Source organism: Streptomyces sp. NPDC038200 (assembly GCF_055600785.1).
In genome coordinates this window covers 310,867-331,125 of the sequence record NZ_JBVJYH010000007.1, presented here as the reverse complement: position 1 = coordinate 331,125, position 20,259 = coordinate 310,867, and the positions used below count along the sequence as shown (strand labels likewise).

Annotated in this window: 13 protein-coding genes; 11 read left to right on the top strand and 2 right to left on the bottom strand. The window is 74.6% G+C overall.

Annotation, left to right across the window (positions count from 1 at the left end):
• Positions 1 to 76: 76 nt before the first annotated feature.
• Positions 77 to 2,353: an SF1B family DNA helicase RecD2 gene (gene recD2 / locus ACZ7KF_RS18035; RefSeq protein ID WP_471075291.1), complete on the bottom strand. Its 2,277-nt coding sequence runs from the start codon at positions 2,351 to 2,353 to the stop codon at positions 77 to 79.
• Between the two features lie 566 nt (positions 2,354 to 2,919).
• Between recD2 and ACZ7KF_RS18030 the strand changes: the two genes are divergently transcribed.
• The 8 genes from ACZ7KF_RS18030 to ACZ7KF_RS17995 all read left to right on the top strand — a co-directional run bounded on the left by ACZ7KF_RS18030 (position 2,920) and on the right by ACZ7KF_RS17995 (position 14,867).
• The gene (locus ACZ7KF_RS18030) at positions 2,920 to 3,120 is read left to right on the top strand and encodes a thiazolylpeptide-type bacteriocin (RefSeq protein ID WP_471075288.1); all 201 of its coding nucleotides are present in this window, start codon (positions 2,920 to 2,922) and stop codon (positions 3,118 to 3,120) included.
• Between the two features lie 47 nt (positions 3,121 to 3,167).
• On the top strand, positions 3,168 to 3,347 hold the full coding sequence (locus ACZ7KF_RS18025; protein WP_471075285.1) for a thiazolylpeptide-type bacteriocin: 180 nt from the start codon (positions 3,168 to 3,170) through the stop codon (positions 3,345 to 3,347).
• A 351-nt stretch (positions 3,348 to 3,698) separates the two neighbouring features.
• A complete protein-coding gene (locus tag ACZ7KF_RS18020; protein WP_471075281.1) occupies positions 3,699 to 6,863 on the top strand; it encodes a lantibiotic dehydratase in 3,165 nt (1,054 codons plus the stop codon).
• Positions 6,860 to 8,041, top strand: a complete 1,182-nt coding sequence (locus ACZ7KF_RS18015; RefSeq protein ID WP_471075278.1) for a hypothetical protein — start codon at positions 6,860 to 6,862, stop codon at positions 8,039 to 8,041. Before ACZ7KF_RS18020 ends, ACZ7KF_RS18015 begins: the two co-directional genes overlap by 4 nt.
• Positions 8,038 to 10,392 carry a DNA polymerase III subunit gamma/tau domain-containing protein gene (locus ACZ7KF_RS18010; RefSeq protein WP_471075275.1) on the top strand — a complete coding sequence of 785 codons (2,355 nt, stop codon included), beginning with the start codon at positions 8,038 to 8,040 and terminating at the stop codon, positions 10,390 to 10,392. The genes ACZ7KF_RS18015 and ACZ7KF_RS18010 overlap by 4 nt, the downstream gene beginning before the upstream one ends.
• Complete coding sequence (locus ACZ7KF_RS18005) at positions 10,389 to 12,509, top strand: TOMM precursor leader peptide-binding protein (RefSeq protein WP_471075273.1); 2,121 nt, start codon at positions 10,389 to 10,391, stop codon at positions 12,507 to 12,509. The genes ACZ7KF_RS18010 and ACZ7KF_RS18005 overlap by 4 nt, the downstream gene beginning before the upstream one ends.
• Before the next feature lie 7 nt (positions 12,510 to 12,516).
• The gene (locus tag ACZ7KF_RS18000) at positions 12,517 to 14,259 is read left to right on the top strand and encodes a thiopeptide-type bacteriocin biosynthesis protein (protein WP_471075270.1); all 1,743 of its coding nucleotides are present in this window, start codon (positions 12,517 to 12,519) and stop codon (positions 14,257 to 14,259) included.
• 224 nt (positions 14,260 to 14,483) lie between these two features.
• Complete coding sequence (locus tag ACZ7KF_RS17995) at positions 14,484 to 14,867, top strand: VOC family protein (RefSeq protein WP_471075267.1); 384 nt, start codon at positions 14,484 to 14,486, stop codon at positions 14,865 to 14,867.
• Positions 14,868 to 15,223: 356 nt separating this feature from the next.
• On the opposite strand, the gene ACZ7KF_RS17990 is transcribed toward ACZ7KF_RS17995, so the two are convergent.
• A complete protein-coding gene (locus ACZ7KF_RS17990; protein ID WP_471075265.1) occupies positions 15,224 to 15,559 on the bottom strand; it encodes a hypothetical protein in 336 nt (111 codons plus the stop codon).
• A gap of 199 nt (positions 15,560 to 15,758) precedes the next feature.
• Between ACZ7KF_RS17990 and ACZ7KF_RS17985 the strand changes: the two genes are divergently transcribed.
• Genes ACZ7KF_RS17985 through ACZ7KF_RS17975 form a run of 3 tightly spaced genes read left to right on the top strand, consistent with a single transcriptional unit; the run spans position 15,759 to position 20,252 of the window.
• Positions 15,759 to 16,796 (top strand): LacI family DNA-binding transcriptional regulator, encoded by a 1,038-nt coding sequence (locus ACZ7KF_RS17985; protein WP_471075262.1) that lies wholly within the window; start codon positions 15,759 to 15,761, stop codon positions 16,794 to 16,796.
• Complete coding sequence (locus ACZ7KF_RS17980) at positions 16,793 to 18,313, top strand: sugar ABC transporter ATP-binding protein (RefSeq protein WP_471075259.1); 1,521 nt, start codon at positions 16,793 to 16,795, stop codon at positions 18,311 to 18,313. Before ACZ7KF_RS17985 ends, ACZ7KF_RS17980 begins: the two co-directional genes overlap by 4 nt.
• Positions 18,303 to 20,252: an ABC transporter permease/substrate-binding protein gene (locus ACZ7KF_RS17975; RefSeq protein WP_471075256.1), complete on the top strand. Its 1,950-nt coding sequence runs from the start codon at positions 18,303 to 18,305 to the stop codon at positions 20,250 to 20,252. Before ACZ7KF_RS17980 ends, ACZ7KF_RS17975 begins: the two co-directional genes overlap by 11 nt.
• Positions 20,253 to 20,259: the final 7 nt, after the last annotated feature.

Sequence of the window (20,259 nt, the reverse complement as noted above, 5' to 3'; positions counted from 1 at the left end):
CTATTGGCGGCACTCAGTGCCGCCAACCTGCTCATCCTGCCCCCTCGGAGGGGGCGACTGGAAGCCTCTGTGACCTTCATGACTCATTTGATCGATCATTTTGCGTTCCGAGCCGGAAATCCAGGGCCGTACAGCGCCGTCCTGCAGAGACGGTGCGCACCGCCTGCCCGATCGCCTTGCGCGAACCGACCAGGACGACCAGCTGTCGAGCCCGGGTGACCGCCGTGTACAGCAGATTCCGCTGGAGCATCATCCATGCTCCCGTGGTGACGGGAATCACCACGGCGGGATACTCGCTTCCCTGCGAGCGATGGATGGTCACCGCGTACGCATGGGCCAGTTCGTCCAGTTCGTCGAATTCGTACGGAACCTCCTCGTCCTCGTCCGTCAGCACCGTCAGGCGCTGGTCGACCGGGTCGAGCGAGGTGACGACGCCCACGGTGCCGTTGAAGACACCGTTCTTCCCTTTCTCGTAATTGTTGCGAATCTGGGTGACCTTGTCGCCGACCCGGAAGACCCGCCCCCCGAACCGCTTCTCCGGCAGATCGGGCCGTCCCGGCGTGATGGCCTGCTGGAGCAGCCCGTTGAGCGCACCCGCGCCGGCCGGTCCCCGGTGCATCGGCGCGAGCACCTGCACGTCCCGGCGCGGGTCCAGCCCGAACTTGGCCGGGATGCGCCGGGCGGCCACGTCGACGGTGAGCCGGCCGGCGGCCTCGGTGTCGTCCTCGACGAAGAGGAAGAAGTCCTTCAGCCCGTCGGTGAGCGGATGCTGCCCCGCGTTGATGCGGTGCGCGTTGGTGACGACACCGGACTGCTGGGCCTGCCGGAAGACCTGGGTGAGCCGGACGGCCGGGATGGGACCGCCGTCGGCGAGGAGATCGCGGAGGACCTCCCCGGCGCCGACGCTGGGCAGCTGGTCCACGTCCCCGACGAACAGCAGGTGCGCGCCCGGGGGTACGGCCTTCACCAGTTTGTTCGCGAGCAGCAGGTCCAGCATGGATGCCTCGTCCACCACCACCAGGTCGGCGTCGAGCGGCCGGTCCCGGTCGTAGGCCGCGTCCCCGCCGGGCTTCAGCTCCAGCAGCCGGTGCACGGTGGACGCCTCGGCGCCGGTCAGCTCCGACAGCCGCTTGGCGGCCCGCCCGGTCGGGGCGGCGAGCAGCACCTTGGCGCGCCGGGCCCGGGCCAGCTCCACGATCGAGCGGACCGTGAACGACTTGCCGCAGCCCGGCCCGCCGGTGAGCACGGCGACCTTCTCGGTCAGCGCAAGCTTGACGGCGGCCTCCTGGCCGGGCGCGAGGTCGGCGCCGGTACGGGCCTTCAGCCAGCCGAGCGCCTTGCCCCAGTCGACGTCCCGGAACCCCGGCATCCGGTCCTCTCCGGTCCGCAGGAGCCGCAGCAGCTGGCCGGACAGGGACAGTTCGGCGCGGTGGAAGGGGACGAGGTAGACGGCACTGACGGGCTCCGTGTCCCCCTCGGGCCCCGGCACCTTCTCCCGTACGACCCCCGGATCGGCCCCTTCCTCCGGCACTCCGCCCAGTTCGGCGAGGCACTCGATGACCAGCCCCGTGTCGACCTGGAGGAGCTTGACGGCGTCGGCGATCAGCCGCTCCTCCGGCAGGTAGCAGTGCCCCTGGTCGGCGGACTGCGACAGCGCGTACTGCAGTCCGGCCTTCACGCGCGCGGGGCTGTCGTGCGGGATGCCGACGGACTGGGCGATCTTGTCGGCGGTGAGGAAGCCGATGCCCCAGACGTCGGCGGCGAGCCGGTACGGCTGCTCCTTCACCACGGAGATGGACTCGTCCCCGTACTTCTTGTAGATCCGCACGGCGATCGAGGTCGACACCTCGACGGTCTGGAGGAAGAGCATGACCTCCTTGATCGCCTTCTGCTCCTCCCAGGCGTCCGCGATCTTCCTGGTCCGCTTCGGCCCGAGTCCCGGCACCTCGACCAGCCGCTTCGGCTCCTCCTCGATGATCCGCAGGGTGTCCAGCCCGAAGTGCTGGGTGATGCGGTCGGCGAAGACCGGCCCGATGCCCTTGACCAGCCCGGATCCCAGATAGCGCCGGATGCCCTGGACGGTGGCCGGCAGGAGCGTCGTGTAGTTCTCGACGTGGAACTGCTTGCCGTACTGCGGATGCGACCCCCAGCGTCCCTCCATCCGCAGGGACTCCCCCACCTGGGCACCGAGCAGCGCGCCGACCACGGTGAGCAGATCGCCGGCGCCTCTGCCGGTGTCCACCCGGGCGACCGTGTATCCGTTCTCCTCGTTGGCGTACGTGATCCGCTCCAGCACGCCTTCGAGCACGGCAAGCCGCCGTTCGCCGGTCTGCGTCCCCGCCTGTCGGTCCATGATCCGACGGTACCGGTGGGGTCTGACAGCGGTGTTCCGGCTCCGGGGCGCACGGGAGCGGCCACCCGGCCGACGCGGACGGCTCCGGTCCTTCCCGGTGGGAAAGTTGACCGATTGTGCACCCCTGGCGAGCGCAAGGTATGTCACCTCCGCGGGGCGGGCCCGCGCGAGAGCGCCCGGCGGCGCCGGCACCCGGCCGACGGAGGCCTGACCTCCTCTTGACAGAGCCCTGACTCAACCTGTGGACAGTCGGGGAAGATCCCCCTCACAAGGGACACACGACTCCACGCCTTCTTCACCGAGTTCCGGTCCAATCACCGCCACACCAGCGCGCCGCGGCCTGACAAGACACACCGAAATGGGATGAAGACAACAGGCCAATCTCAGGATCGGCCTTGCTGCCGGACTCCCCCGGGATCCAGACTCGCTGCTGCACGACGAATGACCGTTCGGGCGCTTTCTCCAGCTTCGGGCGGTTTTCCTTACATGCCCTTCTTTTCGGCATGTTCCGCGCCGCCATCCCATCGGCGCGTCCCGATCTCCACCTTCTCCGAAGGGAGTTCGTCATGTCCCGTACGCCGAACCAGCAGGACGCCCTGGACCTCCAGGACCTCGCCCTGGACGCGGACCTGGACCTCAGCGACCTGACCGTGACCTCGCTGCGCGACACCGCCGCGCTGCCCGAGAACGGCGCCTCCTGGGGCTCCTGCTCCTGCCAGGGCTCGTCGTCCTGTGCGCAGCCGACGGTGGACACGCCCACCCTCTGATCCCCGGCCCGTTCCGGGCACCGTCCATCGAACCTGAGAGGCTCCACATGCCCGACCACAGCGAGGACCTCCTCGCCGTCGAGGACCTCGACCTCGGCGAGCTGACCGTCACCGCCCTGCGGGACACCGTCGCGCTGCCCGAGACGGGTGCTTCCGGCGGAGTGAGCTCGTGCTCGTGCGGCTCCTCCTCGTGCGCCCAGCCCAGGCTGCCCGAACTGCCCTACTAGCCGGTCCTCGGCCTCGCCTCCCGCGAGGCCGGTGGGCACGGCGCCCGTGCGGCCGGCCGGCTCGTCCGGTCCTGCCCGGCCCCGGCCGGCCGCACGACCCGGCGCCCCACCCGGCAGCGGCCGACGTCCGGACGGGCCCTACGGCCCCTACGTCCCCGACAGGCCCGACGGCCCCTACTGCCCGAGGGGGCCCGGTCGCCGTGAGGTCCGGTGGTCTCCACCCGGTTCGGTGGTCTCCACCCGCCCGGTTCGGTGGTCTCCACCCGCCCGGTCCGTGTCGTCGCCGTGTTCGCGTTCCAGCCGCTCTGCCGATCCCGCCCGCCCTCCGAGTCGTACGCCGGGAGCCCCGTCATGCCGTACCCCGCCCCGCAGGCAGCCCCGCAGGCAGCCCCGGTGCGCGTGCCGCCGCCCGGCCATGCCGACCCGGCGGGCCATGCCGACTCGCCCGGCCATGCCGACCCGGCGGGCCACGGCGACCCGGCGGCCCACGGTGACCCGGCGGGCTCGTACGACCGGACCGCGCCGTACGCCCTCGTCCGTACGACCGTGCTCCCGTACCCGGCCGAGACCGCCCCCGCCGCCGAACTGCGGTCCCTGCTCACCCGGCTCACCGAACTGGCCGCCCGGGACGCCGCCCTGCGGGCCGCCCTGTCCGACGACCTCTTCGCCGCGCGCGCCGGCCACGACGAGGAGTTCCACCGAGGGGTGGTCCTCCCGCTCCGCCGTGCCCTGCACAACGGCCGCGAGCCCCGCCCCGCCCTCCTCGGCCGGCTCGGCACCCTGCCCGACCGGGTTCCGCGGCTCGCCGACTGGCTCGCCCTGCGCGAACTGCGCGCCCGGCTGCTCGACGAACTGGGCTCCGCCGTCCCGCCCGCCCTGACCGCCGAGCGCGCGGCGCTGGCCGGCCTCTGCCGCTCCCCCGCCTTCACCCGGGCCATCGCCCTGACCAGTGCCGATCTGCTGCGAGCGGTCGACAGGGCCGGGCGGGGCGAGACCGGGCGGCGGGCGCGCAAGGAGGAGGCTTCGGTCCTGCGGCACGCCCTGCGGGCCAGCACGAAGACCAGTCCGCTGTCGTGGTTCACCGCGGTCGGATGGGCGACCGAGCCGACCGCCGACCCGACGGTCACGGGCGCCTCCGCGGCGGAGGCCGGGGCTGGGAATGGGTCCCAGCACGGGTCCGGGGCCGGGTACGAGTCCCGGTACGGGGCCGAGTCCGGTTCCGGGGGCGGGGCCGAGTCCGGTTCCGAGGCCGAGGCCGAGTCCGCCGCTTCGCCGGTCTCCGTCGTCGCGGAGAACCGCACCCTCGTCGCCGCGCTCACCGCGGCCCTGCTCGACGAGCCGCGCCGCCGCCGCACCCTCCCCCACCGCATGACGAGCACCGCGGCGGTGGCCGACGGGCGGGCCCGCTTCGCGCGTGCGGAGCCGCTGTTCGCCGGCGGCCGGTACCTGGTCACCCGCGAGGACGAGGTCGAGGTGGCCGCCCGCCCGGCACTGGACAGGCTGGCCGCCGCCCTCGCCGACGGCCCGCTCGTCCTCGGCGCGCTGACCGCCCGGCTCGCCGCCGACCTGCGCCGGGCACCGGACGACCCCGCCGTCACGGGCTTCGTGGACCGGCTCGCCGACTCCGGACTCCTCGTCCCCGCGGAGCCCGTCGATCCGCAGCACCCCGCCCCGCTGCGCGCGCTCGCCGACTGGCTGCGCCAGTGGCCCGCGGACACCGCCCTGGCGGACCGGATCACCCGACTCGCCCACGACACACGGCGCTTCGCGGACACTCCCGCCGCCGAGCGCCCCGCCCTGCTCGCCGAGCTGGCCGACCGCTGGCACGGGCTGCTCGCCGACACCGGCCGAGCCGTCCCGCCGGACGCGGCCCCGCTGACGGCCCTCACCGAGGACGCCGTCGCTCCCGTACCCCTGTCCCCGCGCCGCCCGCCGTCCGCACCGGGCACGGGCGCGGGCGCGGGCGCACGGCCCACGGCACCGCCGCGGGAGGACCCGCCCACCGGACACGCCCCGTTCACCCCCACCGGACACGAGCCGTTCACCCCGGCCGGACACGGGCCGTTCACCCCGGCCGAACACGACCCGTTCGCCCCCGCCGGACACGGGCCGTTCACTCCGGCCGGATGCGACCCGTTCGCCCTCGCCGGATACGATCCCTCGGCCCCCGCCGACCACGTCGCGCTCACCGAACTCACCGCTCTGGCGGAGCTGTTCGACCTGGGGCACGTGATGAGCCGGGTGGCCCGGGACCGCTTCGTCGCCCGGTACGGGGTGGGCGGCGTCTGCCGCGACCCGTGGGACTTCGGTGCCGACACCGCCGCCGCCTGGGAGGAGTCCGGCCGCCTCGTGGGCCTCCGGTCCGACGACCCCGAACTGCCGGCGGGACTGGTCGGACTCGCGCGTCTGCGGGAGGAGTTCACCGCACTGGCCCGGGAGGCGGCGGGTCCGGCCGGAGACCCGGCCCCCGAGGTCGTCCTGCCGGCCGGTCCCGTCCGCGCCCTCGCCGACCGCCTGCCCGCCTGGACGGCCGCCCGACCGCTCAGCTACTCCTGCTTCGCCCAACGCGCCCACGAGGAAGCGCTGTTGTGCGTCAACCACGTCTACGGCGGCTGGGGCCGGTTCACCAGCCGCTTCCTCGACGCCCTGCCCGCGAGCGCCTCGGCCGCCGTCGGCGAGCGCGTCCGGCGCGGCCTCGGCGCGGGCGCGCGGGCGGCGCAGGTCCGGCCGGTGGGCGGGTTCAACGCCAACCTCCACCCGCTGCTGCTCGCCGAGGAGATCGGGCCCGACCGCGGCCGCACCGCTCTCGCCGAGGCCGACCTCGATCTCGTCCACGACACGGACGGCGACGGGCTGCGGTTCCGCGTACGGGCGACCGGCGAGCCCTTGGACGTGCTCTACCTGGGCTTCCTCGCCCCGATCATGCTGCCGGGGCGGCTCGGGCCGTTCCTCTCCGACCATCCCGCGGGCGTGGTGGACTTCCGCCCCCTGCTGCCCCGGCACACCATGGCGGCGCCGGGCGGCCACGTCCTCCGTACGCCGCGGCTGCGCCACCGCCACCTGGTCCTGGCCCGGCGCCGCTGGCACCTCGGTCGGGGCGTGCTCGACACGCTGCGCGCCGACCTCGCCGCGGCGGAAGGGGAGGTGCCGGCCGCCGCGGTGGCCCGCTGGCGGGCCCTGCTCGACCTCCCGGAGCAACTCTTCCTGCACCCCGTTCCGCGGCCCCCGGCCGGACGCGCGGTCGACGACTTCGTCGCGCGGCTGCGGGCGCCCAAGCCGCAGGCGCTCGACCTGGGCAACGCCCTGCACCTGCGCTGCCTGGGCAGCTGGCTGGCACGCCATCCCCAGGGCGTCGTGCTGGAGGAGGCCCTGCCCGCTTTCGGCGGCCGGGACCGGCCCGCCCATGCCGTCGAGTCCGTCGTCGAGACGTACCGCCCGGCGCGCCACCGTACGACGGACCGGAACGCGCCCCCGCCCGCCGCCCCGCCCGTACCCCGCCGAGGAGGCACCCGATGAACGCCCCGGCCGGCCCCGCACCCGTACCCCTGGACCCGGCCGCGCCCGGCTCGGTCGCGGCCCTCGACGTCGTCCTGTACGACTACCGCGAGGACAAGGCCCCGCTGCTGCGCGAGGCGGTGCTGCCGCTGGCCCGGCAGGCCGCCGCCGACGGCCTGACCGCGCACGTCGAACGCCACTGGCGGTACGGCCCGCACGTGCGGCTCCGGCTGCGCGGCGCACCCGACCGGGCGGCCGCGGCGGCCGAGCACACCGCCGCCGCCCTGCGGACCTGGGCCGTCGGCCACCCCTGCGCCGACCGCGCCACCGAGGAGGAACTCCTCGCCCGGGCCGAGGCGGCCGGCCGCGCCGAGCTGATCCCCCCGCCGTACGGCCCGCTCGTACCGGACGGCACGGTCCGTGTCGAGCCGGTGGACCAGTCGTCCCTGCGCGCCCTGATCGGGCCCGACGGGGTCCGGCTCCGCGACGACCTGCTGGCGCTGGGCCTGCCGGCGCTCGACACCGGGTGCGCGTTCCTGGGCCGGCACGGGGACGCGTCCGCCGCCCGCGTGCGGCTCGCGGTCACGGCGCTGGCCGCGCACGCCGCGGCGCACCCGGAGGGGCTGATCGGCGGCCACTACTCGTTCGTCTCGCACCTTGAGGACTTCCTGGTGTACGAGGACCCGGACGGCAGGCTGCGGGCGGCCTTCGAACGCCGCTGGCAGGCCACCGGGCCCGCCGTCACCGCCCTGGTGGGACGGATCACGGACGGCGGGGCGGCCGGCTGGGAACGCGCCTGGGCCGACTGGTCCGCCGAGGCGTGGCGCATCGCGGAGGAGCGGTCAGCGGCGGGCGCGGACTTCGCCGGGGACCCCCTCGAATACCGGGACCGGGCGGCGGTGCTCGGCGACCGGACGGTGGCCGAGCGCTGGAACCAGGACCTTCGCACCCGCTACAGCGAGTTCCACCGCCGGCTGCGCCGCTCGGACCCGCACGGGACGATGTGGAGCCGGCCCGACTACCTGATCTACCGGGCCTGTACGAACGCGCTCTACCGGCTGTTCGCGATCTGCGACGTACGGCCGGTGGAGCGGTACCTCGCCGCGCACCTGGTCGTGCGCACGGTGCCGGAACTCACCGGGCACACGTGGCAGGGGCGCATCGACGAGGTGATCGCGGCGGTGGAGGGCTCGTCATGACCACCGCGTCCGCCACCACCACGCCCGACACCACCACGTCGGACACCACCGCGTCGGACACCACCGCGTCGGACACGCCCCCGGAGCCTTCACCGGGCGGGGAGCCCAGCCCGCCGGCATCCGAAAGCCCCGTCGCGCCCGCGGCGCGGCCGGAGGGGCGAGCCGAATCACAGCCGGAGGAGCGGCCCGAGTCACTGCCCGAGTCGCGGCTCCGGCTGCGGCCCGGCGTAGCCGTCACGCCGCTGCGTATGGGTCTGCATCTGCGCGGCCGCAGCGCCGGCGTCACGCTGGAGGGCAGCCGTGCACTGCCGGCCCTGTGGCAGCTGCTCTCGGCCCGGCTCACTCCCGACCGCGCGGCACGAGGAGACGGCGAGGCCGATACCGATACCGGTACCGGGGTGCGGGAGGACGGTGACACGCGGGCCCGCACCGGGACGCGGGCGGACCGTGACGGACAGGGCGGCACGGGGGCGCGGACCGATGCCGAGCAGGGGACCGATGTCCCGGGGCGGGCCGACGTGGGTGAGCGGGGCGGCCCACGGGTGGAAGCCGCGCTGGAGACGCTCACGGCACGGCTGCGTGAGCACGACCTGGTGGTCGAGCATCCGGACGGCGCCGAACTCCCGCCCTGGCCGGGTTCGTCGGCCGCCCACCCGGCGGAGGCGGTCGAAGCGATCCGGGCCGCGCGACCGGTCGTCGCCACACGGGATCCCGGCGGTCCGCTCGCCGCAAGCCTCGTACAGGCGCTGCACCACGCGGGAGCGAGCCCGCGGGTCACCACCGACGACCGGCTGCCCGCCGGGCACGCCGTGGTCACGGCCGACGCGCCGACCGGAGCCGTGGCGCTGGCCGTGTCCTGCGACGCCGACGGCGGCTTCGTCACCGAGCCCGGTCCCCCGGACGGCGCCCGCACCGACGCCACCGCCATCGCCGCCCGCCTCGACACCGCCACCGACCTCGACACCGATATCGATACCGGCACAGATCTCGACACCAGCACCGCCACCCGTCTCGACACCGGAACCCACACCCACCTCGGCACCGGTACCGAAACCCGCACCCGCCTCGGCTCCGACTCCGGCTCCGGCTCCGGCTCCGGCTCCGGCTCCGGCACACCGTCATGGGCACCTGGGGGTCCCGGCACCGCGCGGTCGCGGTCGGCGGCGCCCGGTACGGCGGTTGCCGGTGCCGGGGCGCCGTCCCACCCTGCTGCCGTTGCCACGACACCGTCCCTCACCCATGTCGCGCTGCTCGCCGGAGCCGCGGCCGGGCGGCTGCTCGCGGCCGTCGCCGGGCTGCCCGACCCCGCCGCCCAGGAGGACGCCTCCGGCACGGCCACGGCCACGGCCGGGCATCCTGCCGTGCTGATCGCCCGGGCCGAGCCGCCCCGGGCGACGTACCACCCGTGGGTCGCCGCCCCGCGCGCCGCCCGCCGGGGCCCGGACGCACCACCCGCGCCGGACCTCGCGGAAGCCCTGCGGCGGGTCACGGCCCTGGGTGACCCGCGGCTCGGGGTGCTCGACGCGCCGCTGCCCGGGGATCTGCCGCAGCTCCCCGCGTCGCTCGCCTCCTGCCGGACCCCGGCGGGCCTGCTGGTCGCCGGCGCGGTGCGGGCGGACCTGGCCCGGCTGGAAGCGGCCTGCCGCGCCGCCGAACTCGCCCTCGCCGACGGTCCGTCGATCCCGGTCGTCGGAGCGAGCCCCGACCATGCCCACAGCCGGGCACTGCGCCGAGCCGTCCTCGCCCGTATCGCTCCGGAACCCGTCTCCTCCGCGTCGGGAGCGGATCCGGTCGCTGCCGCTGCCCCAGCCGGGGGCGGCGAGGACGACGTCCGGCGCACGCACCCCCAGGCCCGCCACTGGTGGACGGTGCTGACCGAGCGCATGGGCCGGTCGGCCGATCTGTCGGTAGGCCGACTCGCCTCAGGTGCCGTTCATTCAGCCGTCGTCCGGGTCCGGGCGACCGCGCTCTCCACCGGCGGCGCCCCGGCCACGGTGAGCCACGCCGTCGAGGCCACCGTGGCCGACGCCGTGGCCCTCGCCACGCTTGACGCGGTCACCCGCGCGATGGCGGCGGAGCACGCGCCGGACCGGGCGCGGCACACCACGCTCAGCGGCGCCGCGGCCCCGCTCGCCGCGGCCGGTGTCGAACCGGTCGGCTGGGCGGACGAGGGCTGGACCGACACCTGGCTGGCCGGGATCGCCGCACGGGAACCGGCCCTGCGCGCAGCCCTGCACCGACTGACCGGCCTGCGCCCCACGCCCTGGCGGAGCACCGGCCACCACCCGCTCGCCGACGCCCTGCGCGCATCCGGATTCACGGTCCTCACGGGACCGGGAGGCCCCCGATGAACACCGCCGACCCACACACCCCTTCCGTCTCCGCCCCCGTGCCCGTCACCGGCTCGGGCCCCTCCGGCCCCGTACCCCTAACCGTCTCCGGCCCCGCACCCGTCTCCGGCCCCGTGCCCGTGCCCGTGCTCGATCCGGCCGCGGCGCTCGCGACCGTCGAGGGCGCCGCCGTCGTACGGCTGACCGCGTGGGACCTCGGACTGGCCGAGCGGCTCAGTCGGCACGCCCTGGCCCATCCGGTGCGGTTCGTGCCGGTACGCGAGGACGGGGCACTGACCGTGATCGGGCCCGTACTCCACCCGGGGGCGCGGGCCTGCGTCGGCTGCGCGGAGTACCAGCGGCTGGCCACCGCGGGCGGCCGGGTGCCGTGGCAGAGCCCCCGGCTGGCGCTCGGCGGCACCGGAACCCCGCCGCTGACCGAGGCGGCGCTCCGGCTCGCAGCGGACCTGCTGACGACCGGCCCGCACGAACCGAAGCCACCCATCCCCGATCCGCACGCGAAGCCCCCCACCCCCGACCCGCACGAACCGAAGCCCCCCACCCCCGGCCGCCATCGCCCCGTCCCCGCCCCCCTCCCGGTCCTCGCCCCGGCCCCCGCCGACGACGACCGGGCCGTCGTCCACATTCTCCAGGGCGACCGGTACACCTGGTCCACCCACCGCATCCGGCCGGTCGGTGGCTGCCCGGTCTGCCGGCCGTTGCCGGACGACTCGGCCGACGGTGCCCGGTTGCCGGCCGAGCCCCGGCCGCTGCCCGACCCGTCGGTGCTGCGCGGCCCCAACGGCCGCACCACGCCCGCGCAGTTGCGGGCCGAGCTGTACGACGAACGGTTCGGGCCGGTGCGCCGGCTCTTCCGTACCGAGGACTCCGCGTTCGCGCTGACCACCGCCTGGGTGACGGACGGCCGTTCCCTCGACGACGGCGGTTACGGCCGGGCCGGCGACTTCCGGTCCAGCGAACGCGTCGCCCTCTTCGAGAGCGTGGAGCGGTTCGCCGGGATGCGGCCCACCGGCCGCCGTACCGTGCTCCGCGCCTCGTACGCCGACCTCGTCGCCGCGGGCGGGCTCGCCGTGCTCGACCCCGTCCGGCTCGGTCTGCCGGATCCGGAGCTGGACGGCCACCCCGCCCGCCGGACCGTCCCGTACTCCCCGGACCTCGTCCTCGACTGGGTGTACGGCTGGTCCCTCACCGAGCGCCGCGCGCTGGCGGTACCCGAGCACGTGGCGTACTGGGACGTGTCGGGACCGGACCGGCCGCGGGTGGTGTACGAGTCCTCGAACGGCTGCGGGCTGGGCAACAGCCCCCAGGAGGCCGCGCTGTACGGCCTGTTCGAGGTCGCCGAGCGCGACGCCTTCCTGATGGCCTGGTACGCGCGCACCCCGCTGCCCCGGGTCGCCGTCCCCGACGACGACCCCGAGGTCGCCGCCCTGGCCGACCGTGCCGCGCTGCTGCGCTACCGCCTGACCCTGCTGGACGCCACCAACGACCTGGGCGTCCCGGCGGTGATCTCGCTCTGCCGTTACGAGGGCGCGCATCCCGACGCGCCCCGCGCCTTCCTGGCCGCCGGCGCCCACCACGACCCCCGGGTGGCGATCCGCTCGGCGGTGGCCGAGGTGGTCACCAATGTCCAGGAGGCCGCCCGCCGTTCGGCCCCGGGCGGCCTCCGGGACCCGGAGCGGCTGCGCCCGATGCTGGACCGCCCCGAGCTGGTGCTGGACCTGGACGACCACGTCGGCCTCAACACCCTGCCGGAGGCGCAGCCCCGGCTGGAGTTCCTCTGCACGGACACCGCGGAGGCCCCCTGGCACGAGCGGTGGCCGGGGGCGCCCGAGCCCGTGGCCGACCTGACGCCGCTGCTGGAGCGGACCGTGGAGCGGCTGGCCGCCGAGGGCCTGGAGGTCGTCGCGGTCACACAGGACGAGCCGGGTGTACGGGACCGGCTGGGGCTGCACTGCGCCAAGGTGATCGTCCCGGGCACGCTCCCGATGACCTTCGGGCACGTCAACCGCCGTACCGCGGGACTGGACCGGCTGCTGGAGGTGCCCCACCGGCTGGGTCGCACCGCCCGTCCCCAGCGCCGCGACGAACTGCCCCTCGACCCCCACCCCTTCCCGTGAGGACGCGATGACGACCGCCCGCCCCCGCCCCCGCCCGGCCGCCTCCGGGACCCTGCCCGAGGGCTCCGGACACCCCGGACACCTCTGGCACAGCCTCCACCTCCACCTGCACACCGGCGGCGCGGGGACGGACGCCTTCGTCACCGACTCGCTCGCCCCGCTGATGGACGGCCTGACCGACGCCCCGGACGCCGCCTGGTTCTTCATCCGCTACGGCGAGGGCGGCCCCCACCTGCGGATCCGCTTCCGGGGCCCGCTGCCCGCCGACGCGACAGCGGAACTGGCGGCCCAGCTGGCGGATGTGGCGTCCGCGCGGCCCGCCGAGTTCACCGGCCCCTGGCCGTCCCGGCACGGCGAGGTGCGCGAGGTGCCGTACGTGCCCGAGACCGAGCGGTACGGCGGCCCCGCCGCACTGCCCCTCGCCGAGGAGGTGTTCGCCCACTCCACCCGCGCGGCCGTCGAGGCCCTGCGCGCCACCCCGGAGCGCGCCGCCCGGCTCCCGCTCGCCCTCGACCTCGCCCACGCCACCGCCCACGCGCTCGGCCTCGACGAACTCCGGGCCGCGGGCTGGCTGCGCCGGCACGCCGCCTCCTGGCGCTGGATCACCGAGGTGGAGCCGCTGCCCGGGGCCGCCGTCCACTCCCGCGTGAACTCGGTGTTCGCCCTCCAGCGGCCGGGGCTGGTCCGGCGCGCCCGAACCCTGCGCGCGGCCCTCGACGCGGGCACCGCCGCGCCCTGGCTGACGGAGTGGGCACACCGGGTCGGCGCGGCGGACGCCCGCCTGCGCGAGGCCGTACCCGCGGAGCAGGCCGCTCGCCGGGTGCCCTGGGTGTGGGCCTCCCAGCTGCACATGCTGTTCAACCGGATCGGGGTCACCCCCGACGAGGAGCGGGCCGTCTGCCGCCTCGCGGCCCGCACGCTGCTGGAGACCGAGGACGACCCGGGGTTCTTCCCCGCCGGGCACCGCGCGGCCGACTACCGGTATCTGGAGCGCAGCAAGTTCCAGGTCGGGCGGCCCGAGGACACCGCACTGCGCGACCTGCCCCCGCCACCGGCCCCCGCGGCCACGCGACTGGCCGCCGAACTCCCCCTGCCCGCGGCCCCCTTGCCGGACCTGTCGCTCACCGAGGCGCTGCGGCGGCGCAGCTCCGTGCGCGGGCCGCTGTACGGGCCGCTGGACGCGGGGACCCTGGGCGGGGTGCTGTGGTCCGCGTACGCCGAGAGCCACGCGACGCGGCAGCCGCTCGCCGACGGCACCGTACGCACCCTCCGGCACCGCCCGTACCCGAGCGCCGGCGCCCTCTACAGCGTGCGTGTTCGTCTGGTGGCGCTGGACGTCGCGGGGCTGGCCGCGGGCACGTACCACTGCGTGCCGGAGCGCCGCGCGCTGCTGCCGATCGGCCCGGCGCCGACCGTCGCCGAGCTGAAGGCACTGTCCTCGTACCTCTCCCGGCCGGCGGACGACCCGGACGCGGTGGGCGTCGACGAGGTGCCCGCGGTGCTGGCGGTCCACCTCGACCTCGGTCTGCTGCGCCGCCGCTACGGACTGCGGGCGCTGCGGCTGGGCCTGCTGGAGGCCGGGCACCTCACGCAGACGCTCCTGCTCACCGCCTCGGCGTTCGGCCTGTCGACCCTCCCCCTGGGCGGCCTCCACGACGACCTGGCCCACGAACTCCTGGGCCTGGACGACCTCGACGAGCCGATCCAGTACCTCCTGCCGCTGGGCCGCACCTCGCCGACCCAGGGGTGAGGGCGATCCTGACGCCACCCGGGCCGACGGGACCGGCACCGGATCGGATCGGCGACCGACGGATCCGCGATCCGCGGATCCGTTCCACGTCCCCCTGCGTCGGCAGCGGATCGCCGGGGGATCTGCCATTCCTCCACGAGCCCGTGCGGCACCGCCACTCCCGGCCTCCGCCCGCCGCCGAATTCCGGTGGCGGGCGGGACGGTGCTCGGACAGGATCGCCCGCATGCTCTCAGTGTTGACGAACGTGGCCATCGACTGCGCGGACGCCTACCGACTGGCGGGGTTCTGGAGCGCGGTGACGGGGCAACCGCTGGATCCCGAGGACGAGCCGGGGAGCGAGGAGACCGAGATCATGCTGCCCGGCGGGCCGGCCCTGCACTTCAACCAGGTACCGGAGCCCAAGTCGGGCAAGAACAGGCTCCATCTGTGCCTGCGGCCGGACACCTCGAGGGATGCGGAGGTCGAGCGGCTGCTGGGGCTGGGCGCCTCCCTGGTCGCCGACCGCCGCACGTCCGACGGCTGGGGCTGGGTGGTTCTCGCCGACCCGGAAGGCAACGAGTTCTGCGTACTGCTGGCCGAATCCGAGCGGGCCGCCCTGTCCTCGTGACCTCGGCTCCCGGCCGGCCGGTACCCCTGCTCGACCGGACCTCACCTCACGGCCGCTGCCGCCGCCTCCGGCCGTGATGTCAGTGGTTCCCCTTACGGTGTGCCGTGCTGGGCCGGACGGAGATCGTGAGGGACTCGCGGCCATGGGGGGCGGGTCGTACAGGCCCCGGCAGCCGGCTCGGGCCTGGAGATGGAGTGCCGTGTCCCTGCCCCCCACCTCCGGCCCCGGGGTCCGCGCCGGGCCGGATCCACGTGCCGGATCGGGCGGATCAGATCGGGCGGATCAGATCGGGCGGATCAGATCGGGCGGGGCGCCGGCCGTCGTGACCGGTGCCGCCGCCCGGCCGTCGGGGTGGGTCAGGCCGGCTGGAGCACGCAGGTGCCCACCACGTACCCGGTCACGCCGCTCTTGGTGACCTTGACCCACCGCGTGCTGGTGATGCCGCACGCGGTGTACGAACCGCCGTAGTACATCTCGCACGGCGAGGACGCGGTCTCGCCCTTGTTCAGCTGGGCGAGGGCCGTGCCGCCGGTGCTCGTCCGGTCGCGGATGATCACCGTCTCCAGCGCCTTGGCCGTGCAGCTCGCCGCTGCCGCGTCGGTCGCGGCGACGGCGGGGGTGCTCGCGACGAGCGTGGTTCCGGCCAGGGCGGCGGCGGCCATGGACGCTCCGAGGATCCGGCGTGCGCGCATCTCTGGTACTCCTCCCGTTGATTGGCGCGAGCATGCCACCCGCGCCGCGAGAGGCAGCCTAGATCCTTTCGTCGCCGGTCACGATCCGGTTTCGGGATGCGGTCAGGGGCTTGCCGAAGTCCGTGTAATCGATTCCAATCCTTTCTGCAGCGAGTCGTGTAATCGATTCCACGAGTTCCACGAGGAGGTGGAGCCGGCAATGGCGAGCATCAAGGACGTCGCCGCGGCGGCCGGGGTGTCCGTGGCCACCGTGTCGCGGGTGCTGAACGAGCACCCGTCCGTCAGCGCCGACGCACGCACGCGCGTGCTGGCCGCCGTGGCCGACCTCGGGTACCGGCCGAACGCCGTCGCCCGGTCCCTGCGGACCGACCAGACCCACACCCTCGGCCTGGTCATCAGCGATGTGCTGAATCCCTACTTCACCGAGCTGGCCCGCTCCGTCGAGGAGGAGGCACGGGCGCTCGGCTACAGCGTGATCATCGGTAACGCCGACGAGCGGCCGGACCTCCAGGACCACCACGTGCGGAACCTGCTGGACCGGCGGATCGACGGGCTGCTCGTGTCGCCCACCGACGGCGGCTCGCCTCTCATGCTGGACGCCGTGCGCGCGGGCACCCCCATGGTGTTCGTCGACCGGTGGATCCCGGCCGTGGACGTGCCCGTCGTGCGGGCCGACGGGCGGGCGGCCGTACGGGATCTCGTGGCGCACCTGTACGGGCTGGGGCACCGCCGGCTCGCGATCATCGCCGGGCCCGCGGCCACCACCACCGGCAGCGAGCGCGTCGAGGCCTTCCGGGCCGCGCTGGCCGAGTACGGCCTCCCGCTGCCCGACGCCTACATAGGCCAGGGCGACTTCCAGGCGGAGAGCGGGCGGCGGGTCACCGAGGGGTTCCTGGATCTGCCGGAGCCGCCCGAGGTCGTCTTCGCCGCCGACAACCTGATGGCGCTCGGCGCCCTCGACGCCGTACGCGCGCGCGGGCTGCGCGTGCCCGACGATCTCGCACTCGCCGCGTTCGACGACATCCCCTGGTTCGTGCACACGGACCCGCCGGTCACCGCGATCGCCCAGCCGACCGGTGAGCTGGGGCGGGCCGCCGTGCGCGCGCTGGTCGACCGGATCGAGGGCCGGACCCCCACCTCCGTCACCCTGCCCGCCCGGCTCGTCGTGCGCCGCTCGTGCGGCGAGCCCGCCACCCCCACACCGTCCCTCTCCCCAGTGCAAAGGAGCACGTCGTGAGCAACCCGGACGAGTTGCTGCGCATCGAGGGCATACGCAAGACCTTCCCCGGCGTGGTCGCGCTCGACGGCGTCGACTTCGATCTGCGCCGGGGCGAGGTCCACGTGCTGCTCGGTGAGAACGGCGCCGGCAAGAGCACGCTCATCAAGATGCTCTCCGGTGCCTACACGCCCGACGCCGGGCGCATCCTGGCCGGCGGTCGCGAGGTGCGCATCCACGGCGCCCAGGACGCCGAGCGGCTCGGGATCGCCACCATCTACCAGGAGTTCAACCTGGTACCCGATCTGACGGTCGCGGAGAACATCTTCCTGGGACGGCAGCCGCGGCGCTTCGGGATGATCGACCGGAAGCGGATGGAGGCCGACGCGGAGGTCCTGCTCGCGCGGGTGGGCGTACACGTGTCGCCCCGCGCGCGGGTGCGGGAACTCGGCATCGCACGGCTCCAGATGGTCGAGATCGCCAAGGCGCTCAGCCTGGACGCGCGCGTGCTCATCATGGACGAGCCGACCGCCGTGCTCACCTCGGAGGAGGTGGAGAAGCTCTTCGCCATCGTGCGGTCGCTGCGCGCGGACGGCGTGGGCGTCGTCTTCATCACCCACCATCTGGAGGAGATCGCCGCCCTGGGGGACCGGGTCACCGTCATCCGGGACGGCCGCAGCGTCGGTCAGGTGCCCGCCACCACGCCCGAGGACGAACTCGTGCGGCTCATGGTGGGGCGGTCCATCGAGCAGCAGTACCCGCGGGAACGGCCCGAGAAGGGCGCCGCGCTGCTGTCCGTGGAAGGGCTCACCCGTGACGGCGTCTTCCACGACGTCAGCTTCGACGTGCACGCCGGTGAGGTCGTCGGGATCGCGGGGCTCGTGGGGGCCGGGCGGACCGAGGTCGTGCGGGCCGTGTTCGGCGCGGACCCCTACGACGACGGGGCCGTGCGGGTCTCCGGTGACCGGCTCAGGCGGCACGACGTGAACGCCGCCATGGCGGCCGGGATCGGGCTCGTCCCCGAGGACCGCAAGGGCCAGGGGCTGGTGCTGGACGCCTCCGTGGCGGAGAACCTCGGGCTGGTGACGCTGCGGTCGGCGACCCGGGCCGGTGTCGTGGACCGCAAGGCGCAGCACGCGGCGGCCGAGCGGATGGCGGGGCAGCTGGGGGTGCGCATGGCGGGCCTCGGGCAGCACGTGCGGACCCTGTCCGGCGGCAACCAGCAGAAGGTCGTCATCGGCAAGTGGCTGCTGGCCGACACCAAGGTCCTGATCCTGGACGAGCCGACGCGCGGTATCGACGTCGGCGCCAAGGTCGAGATCTACCAGCTGATCAACGAACTGACCGCCGCCGGGGCCGCCGTGCTGATGATCTCCAGCGATCTGCCGGAGGTGCTCGGCATGAGCGACCGGGTTCTGGTCATGGCCCAGGGCCGGATCGCCGGTGAACTGTCCGCGGGCGAGGCCACGCAGGACGCGGTGATGTCCCTGGCCGTCAGCACCCCCACCACCGAGAAGGAGGCCCCCCGTGGCCACTGACACGCTCAAGAGCACGACGGGCGCGAGTGGCGCCCCCGGGGCCTTGCGCCGGCTGCTCCTCGACAACGGCGCCCTCACCGCGCTGATCGTCCTCGTCATCGCCCTGTCGGCGCTGTCCGGGGACTTCCTGACCACGGACAACCTGCTCAACATCGGTGTCCAGGCGGCCGTGACGGCGATCCTCGCCTTCGGTGTGACCTTCGTGATCGTCTCGGCGGGCATCGACCTGTCCGTGGGCTCGGTGGCCGCGCTGTCGGCGACCATGCTGGCGTGGAGCGCCACACAGCACGGGGTGCCGGTCGCCCTGGCGGTCGTCATCGCCGTGGCCACCGGCATCGCGGCCGGACTGGTGAACGGTTTCCTCATCGCCTACGGCAAGCTGCCGCCGTTCATCGCGACGCTGGCCATGCTGTCGGTGGGCCGCGGTCTCGCCCTGGTGATCTCGCAGGGCTCCCCCATCGCCTTCCCCGACTCGGTCTCCCACCTCGGGGACACCCTCGGCGGCTGGCTGCCGGTGCCGGTGCTGGTCATGGTGGTGATGGGGCTGATCGCCGCGTTCGTGCTCGGGCGGACGTACATCGGCCGGTCCATGTACGCGATCGGCGGCAACGAGGAGGCCGCGCGGCTGTCCGGTCTGCGGGTACGGAAGCAGAAGCTCGCCATCTACGCCCTGTCCGGTCTGTTCGCCGCCGTCGCGGGCATCGTGCTGGCCTCCCGGCTGTCCTCGGCGCAGCCGCAGGCCGCCGACGGCTACGAGCTGGACGCGATCGCCGCCGTCGTCATCGGCGGCGCCTCGCTGGCGGGCGGCACCGGCAAGGCGTCCGGCACCCTGATCGGCGCGCTCATCCTGGCGGTGCTCAGGAACGGCCTCAACCTGCTGAACGTGTCCGCCTTCTGGCAGCAGGTCGTCATCGGTGTCGTGATCGCGCTGGCGGTGCTGCTGGACACCGTGCGCCGCAAGGCCGGGGCGACCCCGGTGACCACCGGCGGCGGGGGTGCCAAGGGCAGGCAGGCGGTGACGTACGCCCTCGCGGCCGTGGTCACCGTGGCCGTCGTCGGCGCCACCTCCTTCCTGCACAGCGGCTCCCCGGCGTCCGCGAACCCGAGGATGGGGCTGTCGCTGTCCACGCTCAACAACCCCTTCTTCGTGCAGATCCGCAAGGGCGCCCAGGCCGAGGCGGAGAAGCTGGGCTTGGACCTGACCGTCACCGACGCCCAGAACGACGCCTCCCAGCAGGCGAACCAGCTGCAGAACTTCACCAGTTCCGGCCTCGGGGCGATCATCGTCAACCCGGTGGACTCGGACGCGGCGAGCAACTCCGTCAAGGCCGCCGACAAGGCGAGGATCCCGGTCATCGCCGTCGACCGGGGCGTCAACAAGGCGTCCGTGGACGCCCTGGTGGCCTCCGACAACGTCGCCGGCGGCGAGCTGGCCGCGAAGACCGTCGCCGAGAAGCTGGGCGGCAAGGGGAAGATCATCATTCTGCAGGGCCAGGCGGGTACGTCGGCGGCCCGGGAGCGGGCGGCCGGGTTCGCCCGGGGTCTCAAGGCCTACCCGGGCATCCAGGTGCTGGCCCAGCAGCCCGCCGACTTCGACCGCACCAAGGGCCTCGACGTGATGTCGAACCTGCTCCAGGCCCACCCCGACGTGCAGGGCGTCATCGCCGCCAACGACGAGATGGCCCTCGGCGCGATCAAGGCGCTGGGTTCGAAGGCCGGCAGGTCCGTGCAGGTCGTCGGCTTCGACGGCACCCCGGACGGGCTGACCGCGGTCAAGGACGGCACGCTGTACGCGTCGGTCGCCCAGCAGCCCACGCAGTTGGGCCGGATCGCCGTGGACAACGCTCTCAGGGCGGTCAAGGGCGAGAAGGTGGAGCCGACGGTGAAGGTGCCGGTGAAGGTGGTCACGAAGGACAACGTGGCCGGCTTCAGCGGCTGACACGGAC